Genomic DNA, 19,216 nt, shown 5'->3' with positions numbered 1-19,216 from the left:
TTGAATTACAAGCTTGCATCAGTAAGAATGATGCTACCTATTTACAAAACCTACTCACCAACCCAGTTTATTAACGAGTCAAATACATGAAACTGCGCATCCTAAAATCTGCTGTGACCAACCCTTGGTTTAATCTTGCTACCGAGGATTGGATATTTAATACACTGAATCCCGATTCGCATACTCTATTTTTATGGCGTAACTCTGAGACCGTGGTTATTGGACGCTCACAAAATCCATGGGTAGAGTGCAAAACCGATAAGATGGAAGCAGAAGATGTGTTTTTAGCGCGGCGTCAGAGCGGCGGCGGCGCTGTGTTCCATGACTTGGGTAATACCAACTTTACTTTTTTATCGCCCAGTGATGCTTACGACCAAGAAGCAAACTTCACTATCATCATCAATGCGCTTCAGAAACTCGGCATAGACGCTACGCTATCTGGCCGTAATGACATGCAGGTCGGCGACCGCAAAATATCGGGCAGTGCATTTAGACATGCCGCCGATCGTAGCTTTCATCATGGCACATTGCTGGTCAATGCCAACATGCAAAAGCTTGGTGACTATCTAAACCCGCATCCATTAAAGCTTAAAGCGAAAGGCATCAAATCTGTGCGCGCTCGTGTGGCAAACTTGGTAGATTTTAATGAGGCTATCAATCACGAGACGTTGTCTGAGGCGATTATCGAAGCGTTTTGTGAATATCATGGAGAGACTACACAGGTCGAGCAACTAGATGAGGCCAGTCTTGCTAAGCAGCCCACGCTAAACGCTTACTATCAGCAGATGGCAGACTGGGATTGGCGCTTTGGTAAAACGCCTGAGTTTACTCATCATATCGAGACACGCTTTGATTGGGGCATGATGGATGTGCATATGGATGTGAAGCAAGCGATGATCACCGAAGTTGTCATCTTCTCTGACGCGCTAAATGTTGAGCTTATCGACCTGCTTAAGAATACATTGACTGGCGTTAAATATAATAAGCATGAGATAAAACATGCGCTCGCTGAATTATCAAACTCGCAACCTGAGTTGGCGACGCAGGTTAATGATTTTGAGCAGTGGTTAGTTGGCGAGATGGAAGGTTAAGATTTTGCGACGTCAGATTTAATCTAGCAAGTATTGCAGGGTATGCCGCTTGCACTGCTTGATAAAAAGTTACTGACACAAATGCGCTGTATATAGTTAACGGTATTGACATCGTACATATGCCATTTGAGATTTTGTATATTAACGATGCATAAAAACCACCCTGCCATTACTCCATTTTTTATGAATAATCAATATTAAGGTATTTTCATGAAGTACTTACATGCAATGATTAGAACCAACAAACTAGAAGAAACGTTATTTTTCTATTGTGACCTTATGGGCTTACAACTGCTAAGAAAGAAAGACTCTGAATCAGGCAGATTCAGCTTATATTTTTTAGCAACGCATGAGGGTGCGCCAGAGATTGAGGTGACACACAACTGGGATGAAAGAGAATATACCAATGGCGATAATTTTGGGCACTTTGCCTTTAGAGTCGATAACATATACGCACAGTGCGACACCTTTATACAGGCAGGGATCGAGATATTAAGACCGCCTAGAGATGGCCATATGGCTTTTGTTAAAGACCCTAATAACATCTCAATTGAGCTGCTACAAAATGGCGAAGACTTAGAACCTATTGAGCCTTGGATTTCGATGGAAAATATTGGCAGTTGGTAAATGAGTGAGGCTGGTTAGTTGGGCTAGGATGGATGGACTGATTTGTTTTTTGCAGATAGTGATGATGACACGTATATCACAGTTATAGCGTTCTTAAAATACAATCAAGCTCTAAAAATGAGGGTAATATGAAAAAGTTATGCATCACTACAATCGGTATTTTAGGCACTTGCCTACTCTCCACTTATGCCAATTCAGCAAGTTTTGATTGCAACAAAGCGGCTAGTTGGGTAGAAAAAACCGTCTGTGACAGCCCTGAGCTTTCTAAGCTTGATGACGCAATGGCGAAGAAATATAAAAGCAATCTTGCCACCTCTTCTGACTATGAAGACAGCAAAGCCTTTAAAAATAGGTCCATTGCGAATCAACGCACATGGCTTACGTTTCAGCGTAATACCTGTAAAAGTGAAGAATGTCTGATACGTGAGTATAAAGAGTATATCGAAGAGCAAACCAATTACGGTGTGGCTTGGAATTTTTCAGATGAGTTAAGTCCTTCTGATTTACCGAGTAAAAGTGCCTTTGGTAAGTTTTCTCAAACCTCTCAAATCTCAATATATAATTCAGGTACTCAACGCTGGGAAGATACGGGAGAGGCGAAAAACACGGTATCGATTCATAGTGTCGCTAATAAACCTTATCTTTCTATTATCGAGGGCGTTTTGATTTTTACCAATGCTCACACCTGTGATTTGGGAGAAAGTAAAGCCATATGGTCAGAAAACTATTGGGTCATCAACGATGATCAATCAGATAAAAATGTTGAGCTACGCTTATATCCAGCACTTTATAAGGGTAAAACTCAATTATTATTAAGAGATATGGATGATCAATATAGAAGACTGCATTGTGGTATGCGAGGGTATTTTGACAGCATTGTATTAGAGCGTGAGTAAGTAAACAACACCTCTCGATTCTCTAGAAATAAACATAAGTTGAACTGAAGATCTAATTTAATAAGTCAAATTTTCATTCCAAATAAAAAAGGACGGCAAGAGATATCCCCTCGCCGTCCATTATTTAACATTCATGCTAAAGAGTTTAGATCTGAGCAGCGACTTCAGCCCCATCACGAATCGCACGTTTGGCATCCAATTCAGCGGCCAGTTTTGCACCACCGATTAGGTGATATTGCGCGTCTGGCGCATCGCCCACATTTGGCATCAACTCAACGACTGACTCTTGACCGGCACAGACAACGACACTATCGACACGTAATAACTGGCTCTGACCTTGTGGGTTAGTCACCCAGATACCTTCGTTGGTGATTTTGTCATATTGCACGCCAGCGACTTGGATGACACCATGCGATTTGATATGCGCACGATGTACCCAGCCTGAGGTTTTGTTCAGACCACTGCCCAGACGGCCTTTGCTACGCTGCATCAAATATACTTGGCGAATTGGTTTGATCGCAGCTGGTCTGACCAGACCACCATCACTTTGATAGTCGGTATCATTGGTCACGCCCCACTCTTCGCGCCACTCGCTGATTGACTGTGGCTCAGGGCGATAGCTTGGATCTTTTAGTCCCTCAGGACCAATTTCATCCAGCGACTTACCATGATTGGCTGTCAGATACTCACTTACATCAAAGCCAATACCACCAGCACCGATGACCGCTACTGTGTTACCCACTGCTTTTTCGCCAGATAGCAGCTCAGCATAGCTCATTACTTGTGGCAGCTCAGCACCTTCGAGCTTACCTTCTAGATTCCTCGGTACGACACCCGTTGCCACGATGACATGATGGAACTTAGCCTTTTCAAGCATGTCTTTATCAACTTTGGTGTTTAGTTTAATCTCGACACCCAGGTGCTCAAGCTCATTAATATAGTAGCGAATAGTCTCAAAGAACTCTTCTTTACCAGGGATGACTTTAGCGTAGTTAAACTGCCCGCCAAGTACGTCTTTAGCTTCAAAAAGAGTCACATCATGACCACGTAAGGCCGCCACATGTGCCGCTGACATACCAGCGACACCGCCACCGATGACGGCGACTTTTTTCGATTTTTTGGTTTTCTTATAGACCAGTTCAGTCTCATAACAGGCTTGCGGATTGACCAAACAAGTTGAGCGTTTGTTTTCAAATGTGTGGTCGAGGCAGGCTTGGTTACAAGCGATACAGGTATTAATACGATCTGTCTGTCCGTTTTTGGCTTTATTAACCCAGTGCGCATCAGCCAAGAATGGACGTGCCATCTGAATCATATCTGCTTGACCAGTCGCAACGATTTCTTCTGCTGTTTCTGGCATGTTGATACGGTTGGCTGCCATCATTGGGATACTAATATGCTTTTTGATTTCAGCGGTGAAATCAACAAAAGCGGCTCGTGGCACACTCGTCACGATAGTCGGAACACGCGCTTCATGCCAGCCGATACCAGTGTTCATGATGGTCACGCCCGCTTCTTCTAACGCTTTGGCTACGGTAATGACTTCCTCCATGACGTTACCGTCTTTGACCAAATCAATCACTGATAAGCGGAATAAAATAATAAAGTCTTCGCCAGTCGCCGCGCGTACCGCTTTGACCACGTCGACAGCAAACTTCATACGTCCATGAATATCACCACCGTAGATGTCTTTACGCTTATTCACATGGCTTGATAAAAACTGGTTGAGCAGATAACCCTCAGAGCCCATGATTTCGACACCATCATAGCCTGCTTGCTTGGCAAGTTTGGCTGAACGAGCATAGTCTTTTACCGTTTGTTCGATATTTTTGATGCTCATCTTGCGTGGTTTAAATGGTGAGATTGGTGACTTGATTGGGCTAGATGATACGGCAAAAGGATGATAGCCATAGCGACCACTGTGCAATATCTGCATGATGATTTTGCTGTCGTGCTTATGCACAGCACGGGTGACGCGCTGGTGATTGATCACGTCAGCTTTAGTATTCATCGTTCCGCCAGCAGGCAACAACCAACCTTCGCGGTTAGGCGAGATACCACCAGTGATCATCATTGCCACGCCGCCTTTGGCACGTTCTGCAAAATACGCCGCCAGCTTGCCATAATTATAGAAACGGTCTTCAAGCCCAGTATGCATTGAGCCCATAACCATACGGTTTTTTAGCGTAGTAAAGCCCAAATCTAGCGGCTCAAATAAATGCGGATAGTGTTCATTGGTGCTAGCGGTTTGGATCGTATTGACACTATGGCTGGCAGACATATCATTTTCCTTATGAATAGTTTATGAGGCTACTTCTTAAAAACGGCTTTTTAGAATTAATCGGGCTAAGAGATTTAGCATCATCGATATCGTAACACACCGCGATTATTGTCAGCTATGCAGACAAGCGACTGATGAGTGAGCACTATATTAATTGCTATAACGAGCGGGACGGTGTATCAGGCTGTAATGTGGCATACGGTTAAGCAAACACCACAAAACCTAGCCAACTTTTGAGGTAGATTATATACCGTTAGCTTAATGTTATTTAGAGATTAGACTAAGGTATAAATGGATAAATATCGACTTATACCTATAACTTCTATGCTAGATTACTGTACTAAATAATATACTGACGTTAATGTACTGACGCATTATAGAAATACGATAAAGGACTATCATCATGACAGATTTCCATACAGGTCTCGGCAAAAACGCCGCCAACCATCAACCACTTACCCCTATTGATTTTATCATTCGCAGCGCGCAAGTTTATCCTAATAAGACTGCCATCATTTATGACGATCTAGAACACAATAACCTCACTCAGACATGGCAACAGACTTATACTCGCTGTCGCCAACTGGCTGATGGCCTGCGCAAACTGGGTATTGATAAAAACGACACCGTAGCCGTGATGCTACCGAACACGCCTGCGATGGTCGAATGCGCCTTTGGTGTGCCGATGTCAGGCGGCGTCCTCTGTACTTTGAACACGCGCCTTGATATCAATGCGCTTACCTTTTGTTTGCAGCATTCCGAAGCGAAGGTTTTAATTTTAGATAGCGAATTTGCTGAGCATGCTGAGATCATCGATGAGACTTTTCCAGACTTAATCGTCATTCATTCAACGGACAAAGCTGTCGATGTCGAGCGTTTTGGGCTCATGAGTTATGAAGCATTGATTGCCAGCTCAGACAGTTTGGATAATTGGGAGATGCCGAAAGATGAGTGGGACGCCATTGCGCTGAATTATACCTCTGGCACGACAGGCAAGCCCAAAGGCGTGGTCTATCACCATCGCGGCGCAACTCTCAATGCTATTTCTAATATTTTAGATTGGGACATGCCCAAACACCCGATGTATCTGTGGACGCTGCCGCTGTTTCACTGTAACGGTTGGTGCTTTCCATGGACCATCGCCGAGCGTGCTGGGGTCAATGTATGCTTGAGAAAAATTGATGCTGATTTGATATTGCAGCTGATTGCTAAGCATCAAGTTAGCCACTACTGCTCTGCGCCAGTCGTGCACAATATGATTGCTGGCGGCAAACCAGAATATAAAGACGCTATCACACATACGGTCAAAGGTTGGGTCGCGGGTGCACCGCCGTCCGAAACCATGCTGGCCGCGATGGAAGCAATGGGCTTTCATATCTCGCACGTCTACGGTCTCACTGAAGTATATGGGCCAGTGACGGTTTGTGCTGAGCAGGAAGAATGGAATGAGCTTGATGTGGCCACCCGTGCCCAAAAGAAATCACGTCAAGGCATGACTTCTCATCTAATGGCAGGATTTGAGGTATTTAAGCAAGGTACGACTGAACCCGTAGCCGCTGACGGAGAAGAGATGGGTGAGCTGGCGCTACGTGGCAATATGGTGATGAAAGGCTATCTAAAAAGCCGTAAGGCTACCGAAGAAGCATTCGCTGATGGCTGGTTCCGTACAGGCGATTTGGGTGTTAAATACCCTGATGGCTATATCAAAATCATGGACAGACTAAAAGATATCATCATCTCAGGCGGTGAGAATATCTCTAGCATCGAGGTAGAAAACGTCTTGTACAAACTACCTGCGATTGAAAGCTGTGCTGTCGTCGCCGCACTACATGATAAATGGGGGGAAGTGCCCGTTGCCTTTATCGAGATTCATGCTGGTAGCACGCTGCAACGTGACACGGTGATGGAGCATTGTAGTCAGCACCTAGCAGGTTTTAAAGTGCCAAAATATATTGTTTTTGCAGAAATACCTAAGACCAGTACCGGTAAAGTGCAAAAGTTTGAGCTACGCCAAGCGGCAAAATCATTGGCACACGAAACGCCAAAAGTAACCGCCAGTGCTAAATGATCTGACAATATATTAAATCCTGTCACAAATTAATATTCATAAAAAAGGTCAATCACGTATAAATGACTGACCTTTTTTTCGAGTGCTAGCCTATTTATACTATAGTTGGTTCAATATAATTTGGAGACAAGGAAGCTAAGTGAAAGTACTACAAATAGTAGACTAAGCGAGACACCGTATCCAATTTATAGAGAACTAACTATATCAGCCAAGCTTAGGCTCAAGCCATTGATAAACTAGCATTCCTATAATCATGGCAGGAATAAAGACATAGGCTTGCCATTGACCAGTACCAAGCAATACAATTCCTGGTCCTGGACAGATACCAACCAGCCCCCAGCCGATACCGAACAACATCGCACCGATAAGCAATTTTTTATTAATGACGGTTTTGCTAGGCATATCAATTGGTGTGCCAATCCAACTGCTCTGTTGACGCTTTGCTAATCGCACACCGAAGAAAGCGACGATCAGACCACCACCCATCACCAGTGCAAGGGAGATATCCCATGCGCCAAATACGTCCAAAAACCCTTGTACTTTCACAGGATCGGTCATACCTGACACCAGTAGTCCGAGTCCAAACAGCAGTCCTGCTAGCAATCCGATTATATTTTTTAGCATCGTCATATCTCGCTATTATTATTTTTTATTAACCATCGTATGTCGTTCACGCGTTAGCCCGACTATCAGTCTTCATCTGGCAATCTGCCATGAGTTCGCTATAGTAGGCCTAATACGTGACGACCGATATAAACGGTCACAATCCCAAACAGCATAAAGGTGACAGTCGCTGCCAATGACCGTGGAGACAGCCGTGCATTACCGCAGATACCATGTCCACTCGTGCATCCTGAACCTAAACGCGTGCCGAAGCCGACCAATAACCCTGCACCAATCAATAATGGCACGGAAGTACTGATAGCTACCTCAGGTAGCGGTCTCGCCAACTGATATAGCAGTGGTGAAATGACCAAACCCAGTATAAATAGCACCTGCCACATCTCTACACGCTTAGGTTTTAGTAGGCTTGAAAAAATGCCACTGATACCTGCTATACGGCCAATACCTAGCAGTAAGATAACCGTCGCTACGCCTAGCATTAGACCCCCAACTAAGGAGATCGGCGTAAATGCTTGCCAGTCTATTTGTATGCTCATAACGGACTACCTGATTAAGTTTATTAAATACGTACTTGAATATTAATTTATAAAAATACATTATATTATAAAATATAATAAAAAGGTAAAAAAATACTGAACCTAGCATGACACTAATGGTTCAGTATTTTTTATAACTATAAAGACTGTACTGTAAAGGCTTTAAAAAAGGCGGTGAAAAAACTTAATAAGCTATCATATTACTATCTTTATCAGCCCTCTTAATTGGTATCTTTACTGGCTCAGCACTTTATCAAGTGCCTTTTCAAAACGCGCTACTGTGCCATCGATATCAGTCAATTTATCCAAGCCAAATAGACCCAAACGGAAAGTTTTAAAGTTATCAGGCTCGCCCACTTTCAATGGTACGCCAGCCGCGATTTGCACTCCGATTTCAGCGAAGGCGCTACCTTTATGCATATCATCACGATCAGTATAAGAGACGACAACGCCAGGTGCTTTAAAACCTTCGGCAGCGACGCTCTCAACACCTTTGGCTTCTAATACTTCACGGATACGTTTGCCAAGTGTCCACTGCGCCTCACACAATTTATCAAAACCGATTGCTTTGGCTTCATTCACGGCATCACGGAACTGACGTAAGCTGTCTGTCGGCATAGTCGCATGGTATGCATGACCGCCATTTTCGTAAGCACGCATAATGTTTAGCCATTGCTTTAGGTCGATACTAAAACTATCAGATTCAGTACTGTCCACTTTTTTGACAGCAGCCTCGCTTAGCATTACCAAACCAGCGCCCGGCGTACTGCTCCAACCTTTTTGCGGTGCGCTAATCAGTACATCGATACCCAATGATTTCATATCTAGCCATACACAGCCTGAGGCGATGCAATCAATGACTAACAATCCACCGACGCTGTGCACAGCCTCGCTCAACGCTTTGATATAGTCATCTGACAAGATGATACCCGATGAGGTTTCGACATGCGGGGCAAATACAACTGCTGGCTTTTCTTCTTTGATTTTGGCTACGGCAACGTCGATATCGACTGGAGCAAACGGTTTTGGCGACTCACTATCATCGGCACGATTGGCCGTAAGGACTGTAGATGATTTGGCGATTTTGCCTTTTTCTAGGATTTGCGTCCAACGATAGCTGAACCAGCCATTACGAATGATTAGACAGTCTTCATCATTTGCCAACTGGCGAGCGACTGCTTCCATACCATAAGTACCAGAACCAGGAACGATCACCACTGCGTCAGCGTTATACACAGATTTTAGGTCACTAGATAGGTCATTCATCACTTGCTGAAAGGCTTTTGACATATGGTTCAGCGCACGATCGGTGTAAACCACTGAATACTCTAATAAGCCGTTTGGATCGATATCTTGACGTAATGCAGGCATTGAACACTCCTAGTGTATGGTTAGATAATATGCGACATGGATTAGATAGCACTATAATCAAGTACTATTATTTGATGGTGAGGTCTTGCGCTGTCTAGAGATGCGTTGTTTTTAAACAAATAAAAAACAACGAACACTGATGAGGTCTACTAACGTGAAGCTAATATATTTATAGTCATATTACGAGCAAACACCAGCACATATCTTGACCTAAGCCATCCATGAGAGCTTGATATTAGCACTGATACTGAAGGTTGACAACGATACGCTCAGGCAACGATATGACTTGCGCTATCGAGCATTTATTGGTAGGTATTGGTTGATAAGTTTTGATTTAAAAGCCACGATAAAAACATCAATGCCCTCGATGAGCATCTTGTAGTCCTGACACCACGAAGTCTAGCAACTCACTATCGCCTTCACGTGCGGCTTTGCGCATCAGTTTCGATGGTGCATGGGTCAATGTTTGGGTCAAACGTCGTGACAGCTCAGTGATGATATCTTCTGGACTGACATCGTCCTGTTGCAGCTTAGCAATAGATTCATGCAGCAATTTATCGACTTGACCTTGAGTACACGCGCGGTACTGCTGAATATCTTTGCCAACTTGGCGAACCTGAAAGCGGCGATCTATCTCGACCACCAATTGACTGACTAACAGTTCAGCATCCACTGCGGCTTGACGACGCTGCTCGATATTACCTGCAATGACATGCTGCAAATCATCGACAGAGTACAAATAAACATCATCAATGCGGCTAATAGTCGAATCGATATCGCGCGGTACGGCCAGATCTATCATAAGCATTGGCTGATAACGGCGACGCTTTAGCGCTTGTATGGTCATTGTCTTATCAATCAACAAATCCATACTGCCACTACAACTGCTAACGATATCGGCTTCCGCCAATACTTGCGGCAACTCTTGTAAGGGTCTAACGTCTACGCGGCGATTAGGGCCACGTAGCTCAGCCGCTAATGCTTCGGCACGTTCGGGATTACGGTTACAGATAATGACTCGTCCGACCCCTAGCCCTGCGATATGGGTGGCCACCAAGCGATTCATCTCACCTGCGGCAACGACCAAAAGCGTGCGACTGGGTAAATCGTCAAATATTTGTGTGACCAATTTGGCTGCAGCAAAGCTAAGCGATACGGCCTGTGCGCCAACCTGCGTCTCGTTACGCACTCGTTTGGCAGCAGCGAATACTTGATCGATGATCCAGCCGAGCTGATTACTGAGTACTTTTTGGTCTTGAGCCAGATGTACAGAGTTTTTGATTTGCCCGAGAATCTGTGGCTCGCCCAGTATCATAGAGTCGAGACCAGCCGCTACTCTTAACCAATGAGTCAATGCATGGGTATCACGATGTACATAGAGATAAGGATCAATATCAACGAGTGGCAATTGCTTGAAGTCAGCCAACCACGTTTTGATTTTGGTAATGTGCGCACTAATCGCAGCAGACGAGATATTCATGCTACTACTAAAAGTATTATTGGATGATGATTGGCCAGCAGCTTTGACATCCTGTATATCGGATGTTTGTGAGTCAGATAGTTGGCCGTTAGCGTACTGCGACGTTGACGTTTGTGGCACTAGCGCATAGATTTCAGTGCGGTTACAAGTAGAGACGATCACGCTACCATCAGTAAAGGCTTCTATTTGTTTGAGTGCGACATTTACATCGTCACCCACAAGCGCCAAGCGCTCTCGCAGAGCGACTGGTGCAGTTTTGTGATTGACCCCAATGACCACTAATCTCATTATCGATAGACCATAAACATGACGCTCAGTTGCCCCTTACGCTATCTTATTATTTTTAAAAGACAGTTTTTGACGACAGCGCTAAAAAGGAAGACCCTAAAAACCGCCTATTATATCATTATTGCGGGCTTTAATTAACACTCACACATCTATGATAACCATATCTCTGTATCTGGTCGCAAATGTAACAAATCAACTACTCATACGATTTATAAAATCAATAGCTGGGTTTTGACTTCTGGTCAATAATATATTGTTAAATCATTCGCTTACTCTATCTTAACTTGTTATATTTCTATAATATTCAGTTCGACAGACCTATCTATATTTAATCATCTTCAGTATCATTCTTTGGCAACGTACTCGCTACTAGTAGCACATTCATACAGTCAGACCTGCCAATATCTGAGTAACACGGATGCTATTGTTTATCTCATCGGTCTACTCTTATAATGTTTATCATGGGTACATATTGCCAATATATAACTTAAAATGATTAAAACAAACTTGCCTTATCTGTGTAGGTAAACCATGGGCGAATACGGCTATCTATGATTTTTTTTGGGTCATTACTTCGGTCACCACATCCCTATAGCGAATACTCTAGCTTCCGTGCTTTATTGCATGTCGCTATTGAGCGCCTGTGTCAACGGTATAAGTTAGCGTTGTCTCTAGCAGTGTGCCTGTGTTTGGCAGCCCCTGTTCATGCTAGCCATCCCGATGTATTGCTAGAAGCAAAAATTCCTAAAGTATCCGTTGCTACTGATAATAAGGTAACTGTCAATAAGGTAGCTGCCGATAAACCAAATGAAGATAGTGATGCGATTGATACACCTTACAATGAAGACACGCTCACCATAGAAAACGTAAAAAACATTAACGGCCTAGCGCCAACCAGTCTATGGCAGCCTGAGCTTAGTGAACCAAGCTTGTACGCTCTACTGGATGCCGAGTTTGCTGCTGATCGCGATGACAAACGACGTGCGGTCTCTATTTATAAGCAACAGTCTTTTAAAGAAGATGCGACAGCCGTGTTTGAGAGAGCGCTTAGCCTGTCTTTGCGTAACGAAAAGGTTGAAGATTCATTACAGTTTGCCAAGACATGGCAGGACCAAAACCCTGACCACGTACCTGCTTGGTTTTATGTCGCGCATTTGGCCTTACGTGCCCACGACTACATATTAGCGGGTGAAACTTTAAACCGCATCTTGCGCTATGATCCACGCGCAGACTTAAGCGAAATCCTCATAGGTATTTATCCAAACAATGATGAAGACAAACGTGAACTTCTTGCTGCGTTGCAACCATTGGATAGCGAGCAAAATGCCTCATTGTCAGTATTAAAAGCGGGTTTACTCTATCAGTTTAACGAACCTGAAGTCGCTATCGTTCATATCAATCGAGCGCTAGAGCGTCAGCCAGACTACGTGCCTTTTATTACGTTAAAAGCGGATATATTACGCAAAATCGTGACCGCAGAGACTGTCATCAATTATGTCAGTCAAGCTCGTCTACGTAACCCCGATAGCAAAAGCTTATATCTATATGAGATTCGCTATCTATTAGATTTAAAGCAAAGCGAACAAGCGTGGAAGTTACTACTTGAAGCGCATAGCCGCTTCAATGATGATTCTGAGATTACTCTGCTCGCAGCCTTAGTGAGCTTGGATATTGAAGAGTACGCTAGTGCCGATGAGCTACTCAATATGCTTGCCAAGAGTCCAGCTTATCTTGATCAAGCCTATTATTATCTAGGTATCAGTGCTGAGCGTCAGCAGTTGTTCGATCAAGCTAAATACTACCTCAATGGCGTCATGCAAGAGGATTTGGTATTAGAAGCGCGTAGAAAAGTAGTGGCGTTTGAATTACTCGATAACGACGTCGATGCGGCAATCGCGACTTTAGAGAAGCTGCGCAAAGACTTCACAGTATTCGCGCCTGACACTTTTGTCATGCAAGCCGATATCTTGTGGCAACAAAACGAATCGGATGAAGCACTACGCTTACTAACCCGTGCCGCTCGTAAATATCCTGATAATGAGATGCTACTCTTTGCACGGGCTCAGCTGTTAGATGATAAAGAAGATTATGTCGTTAAGCGTACTTTGCTAAATCACTTGCAGGCATTAGATCCTAGTAACTTATCCTATCAGTTAAGCTATGCACAGTTGCTACTGGCAAATGAGCGCAGCTCAGAGCAAGGTCTGGCGCTAGCGACAGCGATTATTCAGATTCGCTATGATGACCCACGTTATGATAACGACCTACATCTGCAAGCCTTAAATGTCTTGGCGGGCAATGCATTGGCCAAAGAGAACTATCAGCAGGTCATCGACTATCTACAGACACCTTATGATGTGCTGCCAACTTTGCGCTCAGGCACGCTGTTATTGCGCGCCTATCAAGGCTTAGGCAACAATGACAAAGTTGAGGCATTACTCGCCGACTTGCAGCAGCGCTTCTCATTTGGACAGCATAATATCAATGACCGCATACAGCTGTATTAATAGCGCTGATTTTGGATATGCTCTTTGGGCTTTGCAACCATAGAAACATGATAGTTAATAAGGTTTTTATAAATAACGAAGCATTTATAAATTACAAGGTCGTTATAAGAAGCTAACAGCCGTGCATAACCGAGCAACAAATAACGCTTAAGCTAATATCTTTGTTCATCTTTCCATTTTGAGAAACTATTATGTCAGCATCAATCACTTCTTTTAAACCAAATAAATTGGCTTTGTTCACTGCTATAACTGCAGCGATGATCATTACCTCTGGTTGCCAATCATTAAAAACAACTAACGCGACCAACCAACCGACGACCACTGTACAAGGTCAAAACGCTGAGCAACCCAAAAAGCTAGAGAGCTTCAATATCACCGGTAAAATTGGGGTAACGACGCCTGCGAATGATTCGACCGGTACCCAAGGTGGTAGTGCATTTTATGCATGGGGTCAACAAAATGACCGATTTGCCATTGAGCTGATTGGCGCACTTGGTATTGGTAAAACCAACATTGAATACAATGGTCAAACCGCTACTCTAGTCAGCGAAAAGACAGGCACATTGACCGCTGACGACCCTGAAACCTTGCTAAAGAAAGCCACTGGTTGGCAAGCACCAATTTCACAAATGCCTTATTGGATTTCTGGTCGTCCAGCACCTTCAGACAGCGCACCACAAATGGATGATCAGAACCGTTTAGTTAGCTCAGTCAATGGTGAGTGGACAGCCAGCTTTACTTATAAAGGTACGGATAAGCTACCTAGTAAAATTAGCGCAGTACAGCCTCAAGGCAACAAAGTTGTAATGACGATTAATCATTAATCCATCTTTTATTAACAATAGACAGCCTGCTAAAAACTAGCATTGTTAATTAAGATAGCTATTTATAACTGCACCTTATGATAAAAAAATATGACTGAAAATATAGCCGTACCATCTGTTTCTACGATTACTCGTTTATCGCCTGCAAAACTCAATCTGTTTTTGCACATCACTGGTAAACGTGCCGATGGCTATCATAATTTGCAAACGGTATTTCGCCTGCTTGACTGGGGCGATTACTTGCATTTTTCGGTCAGCAACGATGCTGTTATTTCTACTATAGCTAGTGAATTAACTTCTAATCAATTCTGTCATCAGCTACTGATACTAGATGGTGCAGAGTCTATCACTATTAGTATAGAAGACAATTTAATTTTCAAAGCGGCACGCGCATTGCTAGCATTTGCCATACAGTCAAACACTTTACCTGAGCAATTAGCAAAAGTGCATATCACTTTAGATAAGCATTTGCCAATGGGTGCAGGATTGGGTGGTGGCTCATCTAATGCAGCAACGACTATACTAGTGCTCAATGAGCTTTGGCAGCTTAATTTTACCTGTGATGAGCTCATAAAGATTGGCGCGACTGTGGGTGCGGATGTACCGATATTTATCTTTGGCCAAGACGCTATTGCCATGGGAATTGGTGAAGAACTGACTACGATTGAGTTGCCTGACCAGCACTATTTAGTACTGACGCCTAATGCCCATGTCAATACTGCCAAGCTATTTGCGCATCCTAAACTACAGCGAGATATCGCGCCCCTATCGGTTGCAACTATCCAAAACCAATACGCTGACTATGTACAAACGCTCACTACGCCTTATCATAATGTCTTTACCCTAGTGGTCACAAGCCTTGCTCCTGCTGTTGCAGATGCCTTAAGTTATCTACAGGGGTTAGAAGCGCAAACACTGAGCACAGCACGCATGACTGGCTCTGGCAGTGCGGTATTTTTGCCTCTAGATGCGAGTGTGGCTACTAACAAAAAACTTGTGGCGAAGTGGATTGCAAATGCGCCTTGTGCAGGGTATATCGTTGGAAACTTAAAATAGCACATATAACCTTTAGATTTCTTATCATCTAAATAATGACAACGGTAGGATTGCCGATTTTAATTTGCTAAAATAGCGCCAGCAGTAACCTATGATGAATAAATACCAGAAAAAGCCGCAAATGACTTGCAAAATCTGAAAATTTACTTATAATAGGTCGCCACAATAGGGGTATAGCCAAGTTGGTAAGGCATCAGGTTTTGATCCTGACATCCGTTGGTTCGAGTCCAGCTACCCCTGCCATTTTTTAGTACGAAGCGTTAGAGATACATCTAGTATAAGTGGTTTATACACAGCCACTTATCTTATTGTCATTGACAACGTTATCCCAGTTTCGGTATAGTTCGCAATGGACACCGCTAGGGAAAAGTTATGTTTTAAACGGTTTATCCGTTTTTTAGATAACTGACAGGTCATGACACCATATTAAGAACGACTACTTAGTCGCTATTATATATCGGTTGTTCATAGCCTAGACATTACAGGGGTATAGCCAAGTTGGTAAGGCATCAGGTTTTGATCCTGACATCCGTTGGTTCGAGTCCAGCTACCCCTGCCATTTTTTACTGTAATAGTATACTTCAACACCTTCACCACTCTTTTCTTAATTTGAGCAGTTTGACACTGCTTAGCGGTCGCTGCTTGAGTCAATCAATAGGACTTCTGTCATGCCTTATTTGGCGATTTTTACGGGTAATGCCCACCCAGAATTGGCAAAAACCGTAGCCGATCATCTTCACATACCTCTTGGTAAAGCTGACATCACGCGTTTTTCTGATGGCGAAATTGCCGTGGAAATCAAAGAACACGTACGTGGTAAAGATGTGTTTATCATGCAGCCTACTTGTGCACCGACCAACGACAACTTGATGGAAATCATGATGATGGCTGACGCCTTGCGTCGCTCTAGTGCTGGCCGTATCACAGCTGTTATGCCTTATTTTGGTTATGCTCGTCAGGATCGTCGTCCACGCTCAGCTCGTGTACCTATCTCGGCTAAAGTGGTTGCCGACATGCTAAACATCGTTAGTATCGATCGCGTAATGACTGTTGATTTGCACTCAGATCAGATTCAGGGTTTCTTTGATATCCCTGTAGACAACATCTACGGCACACCTGTATTGCTAAATGACCTACAAAAACAAGACTATGACAATATCATGGTTGTTTCACCTGACGTAGGCGGTGTGGTTCGTGCACGTGCGATGGCCAAGCAGTTAGGCGATACCGACATGGCAATTATTGATAAGCGCCGTGCTCGTGCCAATGAGTCACAAGTAATGCACATCATTGGTGATGTTCGTGACCGTGATTGCGTTATCGTTGATGATATGGTCGATACTGCAGGTACATTGTGTAAAGCCGCTGAAGCATTAAAAGAAAATGGTGCCCGTCGCGTCTTAGCTTACATCACGCACCCTGTCCTATCAGGCAACGCACTGAAAAACATCAGCGAATCTGCATTGGACGAAGTGGTTGTGACCGATACTATTCCACTATCTGCTGAAGCCAAAGCTTGTAGCAAAATCCGTCAGGTAAGTATTGCACCGATGCTGGCTGAAAGCTTACGCCGTATCAATAACGAAGAATCTATTAGCGCGATGTTTGACGCCTAATTTGATACAACTGCCTTTTAAACAGCTATTGCGGTAATTTTTAGTAGCAATGACTGTAGTAAGACATCTTAAATAATTAAAAAACAGAGCGTCAAGTATCCTTACTTGGCGCTTTGTTTTGTGTAGGCGCTTTGCGTAGGTCTTTATTATTGCTACAGAATCACGTATAATGCGCGCCTGTGCTGACCTTTTCGTTGTTTTTATTAGGCTAGCACTATCAAAAGTGCTGATCATGCTTAACAGCAACCATCGTTATAGTAATTATCATAGCGAGCGCTGCTATAAGCAAATGGCTAAGCTTAGACATTGCGAGTTTTATTCGTAACGATAATATTAGCTATCATCACGTATTAGTGGATTGGTCGCAAATCCACTTTTTTATGACCAGACACTTCATCATTTTTTTTATAGGATTATATCCATGAGCATTAATCATTTTGAACTAAACGCCGTTGATCGTGCTGCTGAACTACAAGGTAAAGGTGCGAGCCGCCGCCTACGTAAGCAGAACCTAGTTCCTGCCATCATCTATGGTGGTAACGAAGAGCCAACAGCTATCTCTATCAAGCTTAACGAACTAGTAAAATCACTAGAATTCGAAGCGTTTTTCTCACACATCTTGACTATCAACGTTGACGGTGAAGAGCATCAAGCAGTTATCAAAGACTTGCAGCGCCATCCAGCTAAAGGCTTCCCAATGCATGCTGATTTCCAGCGCATTGTAAAAGGTCAGAAAATCCACATGAACGTTCCTGTTCATTTCACTGGTCGTGAAGATGCGCCTGGTACTGCTGCTGCTGGTGTACTATCTACTCTAGTATCTGATATCGAAGTTATCTGCTTACCATCACAACTTCCTGAATACCTAGAAGTAGATGTGTCTGGCATGGAAATCGGTGATTTGTTCCGTCTATCAGACATCAAACTTCCTGAAGGCGTTGTAATTCATGAGCTTGAGCTAGAAGACGGCCATGACCGTACTATCGTTAACATGCAGCCACCAACAGTAGAAGAAGTTGATGCTGATGCTGACGTTGATGCTGATGAAGTACCAGCAACTGAGCAAAACGACGGTACTGAAGAAAACAAAGACAGCGAGTAATATACTATTTCTAACTAGTGCATTATTTTGTGCTGGTTAGTGATACATTCGTTTAGTCAATAAGACAGCAGGTGATTAAAATCTCCTGCTGTTTTTGTAAGTAAGGTTTGAAAATAAACTGTCTATCAGTACTTCAATCCTTACCCCTATTTATCAAATTCAAGCAGGGTGTTTTTATGGCCATAAAGCTTATTGTCGGTCTTGGTAATCCTGGTCAGCAGTATATGTTTACGCGTCATAATGCAGGATTTTGGTTTGTCCATCATTTGGCTCAGCAGTTTAATATCACGCTCTCCCCTGATAAGAAATTTCATGGAGTGACAGGGCGTGGGCAGATTCATGGGTCTGATGTGCGTTTACTTATGCCGCTGACGTTTATGAATAAATCTGGTCAGTCAGTGGTGCCTATGGTAAATTTCTATGGCATCAAAAATGATGAATTGTTGATTGCTCATGATGAGCTCGATATTCCAGCTGGTAGTATCAAACTCAAAACAGACGGTGGACATGGTGGTCATAACGGCCTACGTGATATCACGCCGCATATTGGCAATGATTTTCATCGCCTGCGTGTGGGTATCGGCCATCCTGGTCACAAGTCTAAAGTTAGTGGACACGTTCTCTCTAAAGCATCTCCTGATGAGCAGATTGCGATTGATAGCGCGCTGACAGCTGCTTTTGAAGCGCTCCCATTGTTGTTGGATGGTGATGTCGAAAAAGCACGTTCACAAATTAATGGCTTTAAATTACCAGAATAATATAGTCGTTCAATGATAATGACCTTTTATTTTGGTAATTTTATCCCCATTAACCTTTTGATTTAGTTAATTAATATCAGTTACGCCAAGG

Annotated in this window: 15 protein-coding genes and 2 tRNA genes; 12 read left to right on the top strand and 5 right to left on the bottom strand. The window is 43.4% G+C overall.

What is annotated here, in order from left to right; genetic code table 11:
* Positions 1–86: 86 nt before the first annotated feature.
* From JMX96_RS07020 to JMX96_RS07010, 3 genes are all read left to right on the top strand, one after another.
* Positions 87–1,091: a lipoate--protein ligase gene (locus tag JMX96_RS07020; RefSeq protein WP_201568236.1), complete on the top strand. Its 1,005-nt coding sequence runs from the start codon at positions 87–89 to the stop codon at positions 1,089–1,091.
* A gap of 210 nt (positions 1,092–1,301) precedes the next feature.
* Complete coding sequence (locus JMX96_RS07015) at positions 1,302–1,718, top strand: VOC family protein (protein ID WP_191114585.1); 417 nt, start codon at positions 1,302–1,304, stop codon at positions 1,716–1,718.
* A 128-nt stretch (positions 1,719–1,846) separates the two neighbouring features.
* Positions 1,847–2,614: a lysozyme inhibitor LprI family protein gene (locus JMX96_RS07010; protein ID WP_201568235.1), complete on the top strand. Its 768-nt coding sequence runs from the start codon at positions 1,847–1,849 to the stop codon at positions 2,612–2,614.
* Between the two features lie 145 nt (positions 2,615–2,759).
* On the opposite strand, the gene JMX96_RS07005 is transcribed toward JMX96_RS07010, so the two are convergent.
* Positions 2,760–4,895 carry an NADPH-dependent 2,4-dienoyl-CoA reductase gene (locus JMX96_RS07005; RefSeq protein ID WP_201568234.1) on the bottom strand — a complete coding sequence of 712 codons (2,136 nt, stop codon included), beginning with the start codon at positions 4,893–4,895 and terminating at the stop codon, positions 2,760–2,762.
* 403 nt (positions 4,896–5,298) lie between these two features.
* Here JMX96_RS07005 and JMX96_RS07000 point away from each other — a divergent pair, with 403 nt between their 5' ends.
* Positions 5,299–6,963, top strand: coding sequence for an AMP-binding protein (locus JMX96_RS07000; protein ID WP_201568233.1), 1,665 nt, complete (start codon positions 5,299–5,301; stop codon positions 6,961–6,963).
* A gap of 204 nt (positions 6,964–7,167) precedes the next feature.
* Here the strand turns inward: JMX96_RS07000 and JMX96_RS06995 are convergent, their stop codons facing one another.
* The 4 genes from JMX96_RS06995 to hemA all read right to left on the bottom strand — a co-directional run bounded on the left by JMX96_RS06995 (position 7,168) and on the right by hemA (position 11,262).
* Positions 7,168–7,587: a DUF6691 family protein gene (locus JMX96_RS06995; protein ID WP_201568232.1), complete on the bottom strand. Its 420-nt coding sequence runs from the start codon at positions 7,585–7,587 to the stop codon at positions 7,168–7,170.
* 98 nt (positions 7,588–7,685) lie between these two features.
* A complete protein-coding gene (locus JMX96_RS06990; RefSeq protein WP_165597767.1) occupies positions 7,686–8,123 on the bottom strand; it encodes a YeeE/YedE family protein in 438 nt (145 codons plus the stop codon).
* Positions 8,124–8,357: 234 nt separating this feature from the next.
* Positions 8,358–9,494 (bottom strand): aminotransferase class V-fold PLP-dependent enzyme, encoded by a 1,137-nt coding sequence (locus JMX96_RS06985; RefSeq protein ID WP_201568231.1) that lies wholly within the window; start codon positions 9,492–9,494, stop codon positions 8,358–8,360.
* 355 nt (positions 9,495–9,849) lie between these two features.
* Positions 9,850–11,262: a glutamyl-tRNA reductase gene (gene hemA / locus JMX96_RS06980; protein ID WP_201568230.1), complete on the bottom strand. Its 1,413-nt coding sequence runs from the start codon at positions 11,260–11,262 to the stop codon at positions 9,850–9,852.
* 551 nt (positions 11,263–11,813) lie between these two features.
* Here hemA and JMX96_RS06975 point away from each other — a divergent pair.
* The 8 genes from JMX96_RS06975 to pth all read left to right on the top strand — a co-directional run bounded on the left by JMX96_RS06975 (position 11,814) and on the right by pth (position 19,125).
* Positions 11,814–13,769, top strand: coding sequence for a tetratricopeptide repeat protein (locus JMX96_RS06975; RefSeq protein WP_201568229.1), 1,956 nt, complete (start codon positions 11,814–11,816; stop codon positions 13,767–13,769).
* Positions 13,770–13,960: 191 nt separating this feature from the next.
* The gene (gene lolB, locus JMX96_RS06970) at positions 13,961–14,593 is read left to right on the top strand and encodes a lipoprotein insertase outer membrane protein LolB (RefSeq protein ID WP_101205138.1); all 633 of its coding nucleotides are present in this window, start codon (positions 13,961–13,963) and stop codon (positions 14,591–14,593) included.
* Between the two features lie 90 nt (positions 14,594–14,683).
* The gene (ispE, locus tag JMX96_RS06965; protein ID WP_201568228.1) at positions 14,684–15,649 is read left to right on the top strand and encodes a 4-(cytidine 5'-diphospho)-2-C-methyl-D-erythritol kinase; all 966 of its coding nucleotides are present in this window, start codon (positions 14,684–14,686) and stop codon (positions 15,647–15,649) included.
* A gap of 167 nt (positions 15,650–15,816) precedes the next feature.
* A tRNA-Gln gene (locus JMX96_RS06960) sits at positions 15,817–15,892 on the top strand.
* A 240-nt stretch (positions 15,893–16,132) separates the two neighbouring features.
* Positions 16,133–16,208: transfer RNA gene (locus tag JMX96_RS06955), tRNA-Gln, on the top strand.
* A gap of 109 nt (positions 16,209–16,317) precedes the next feature.
* Complete coding sequence (locus JMX96_RS06950; RefSeq protein ID WP_057758042.1) at positions 16,318–17,265, top strand: ribose-phosphate pyrophosphokinase; 948 nt, start codon at positions 16,318–16,320, stop codon at positions 17,263–17,265.
* Between the two features lie 421 nt (positions 17,266–17,686).
* Positions 17,687–18,367, top strand: a complete 681-nt coding sequence (locus JMX96_RS06945; protein WP_057758040.1) for a 50S ribosomal protein L25/general stress protein Ctc — start codon at positions 17,687–17,689, stop codon at positions 18,365–18,367.
* Between the two features lie 176 nt (positions 18,368–18,543).
* The gene (gene pth / locus JMX96_RS06940) at positions 18,544–19,125 is read left to right on the top strand and encodes an aminoacyl-tRNA hydrolase (protein ID WP_101205142.1); all 582 of its coding nucleotides are present in this window, start codon (positions 18,544–18,546) and stop codon (positions 19,123–19,125) included.
* Positions 19,126–19,216 lie beyond the last annotated feature (91 nt).

The sequence above is a fragment of the Psychrobacter sp. JCM 18900 genome (genome assembly GCF_904846625.1).
Lineage (GTDB): Bacteria > Pseudomonadota > Gammaproteobacteria > Pseudomonadales > Moraxellaceae > Psychrobacter.
Note: the sequence above shows the minus strand (reverse complement) of the source record. Positions and strands in the feature narration are given on the sequence as shown.

What these genes read in the sequence shown, in the direction of transcription:
- JMX96_RS06950 (WP_057758042.1), top strand. Translation starts at nt 16,318, where the DNA reads ATGCCTTATTTGGCGATTTTTACGGGTAATGCCCACCCAGAATTGGCA.
- JMX96_RS06995 (WP_201568232.1), bottom strand. Translation starts at nt 7,587, where the DNA reads ATGCTAAAAAATATAATCGGATTGCTAGCAGGACTGCTGTTTGGACTC.
- hemA (WP_201568230.1), bottom strand. Translation starts at nt 11,262, where the DNA reads ATGAGATTAGTGGTCATTGGGGTCAATCACAAAACTGCACCAGTCGCT.
- JMX96_RS07000 (WP_201568233.1), top strand. Translation starts at nt 5,299, where the DNA reads ATGACAGATTTCCATACAGGTCTCGGCAAAAACGCCGCCAACCATCAA.
- lolB (WP_101205138.1), top strand. Translation starts at nt 13,961, where the DNA reads ATGTCAGCATCAATCACTTCTTTTAAACCAAATAAATTGGCTTTGTTC.
- JMX96_RS06985 (WP_201568231.1), bottom strand. Translation starts at nt 9,494, where the DNA reads ATGCCTGCATTACGTCAAGATATCGATCCAAACGGCTTATTAGAGTAT.
- JMX96_RS07010 (WP_201568235.1), top strand. Translation starts at nt 1,847, where the DNA reads ATGAAAAAGTTATGCATCACTACAATCGGTATTTTAGGCACTTGCCTA.
- JMX96_RS07020 (WP_201568236.1), top strand. Translation starts at nt 87, where the DNA reads ATGAAACTGCGCATCCTAAAATCTGCTGTGACCAACCCTTGGTTTAAT.
- pth (WP_101205142.1), top strand. Translation starts at nt 18,544, where the DNA reads ATGGCCATAAAGCTTATTGTCGGTCTTGGTAATCCTGGTCAGCAGTAT.
- JMX96_RS07015 (WP_191114585.1), top strand. Translation starts at nt 1,302, where the DNA reads ATGAAGTACTTACATGCAATGATTAGAACCAACAAACTAGAAGAAACG.
- JMX96_RS06990 (WP_165597767.1), bottom strand. Translation starts at nt 8,123, where the DNA reads ATGAGCATACAAATAGACTGGCAAGCATTTACGCCGATCTCCTTAGTT.
- JMX96_RS06975 (WP_201568229.1), top strand. Translation starts at nt 11,814, where the DNA reads ATGATTTTTTTTGGGTCATTACTTCGGTCACCACATCCCTATAGCGAA.
- JMX96_RS06945 (WP_057758040.1), top strand. Translation starts at nt 17,687, where the DNA reads ATGAGCATTAATCATTTTGAACTAAACGCCGTTGATCGTGCTGCTGAA.
- JMX96_RS07005 (WP_201568234.1), bottom strand. Translation starts at nt 4,895, where the DNA reads ATGTCTGCCAGCCATAGTGTCAATACGATCCAAACCGCTAGCACCAAT.
- ispE (WP_201568228.1), top strand. Translation starts at nt 14,684, where the DNA reads ATGACTGAAAATATAGCCGTACCATCTGTTTCTACGATTACTCGTTTA.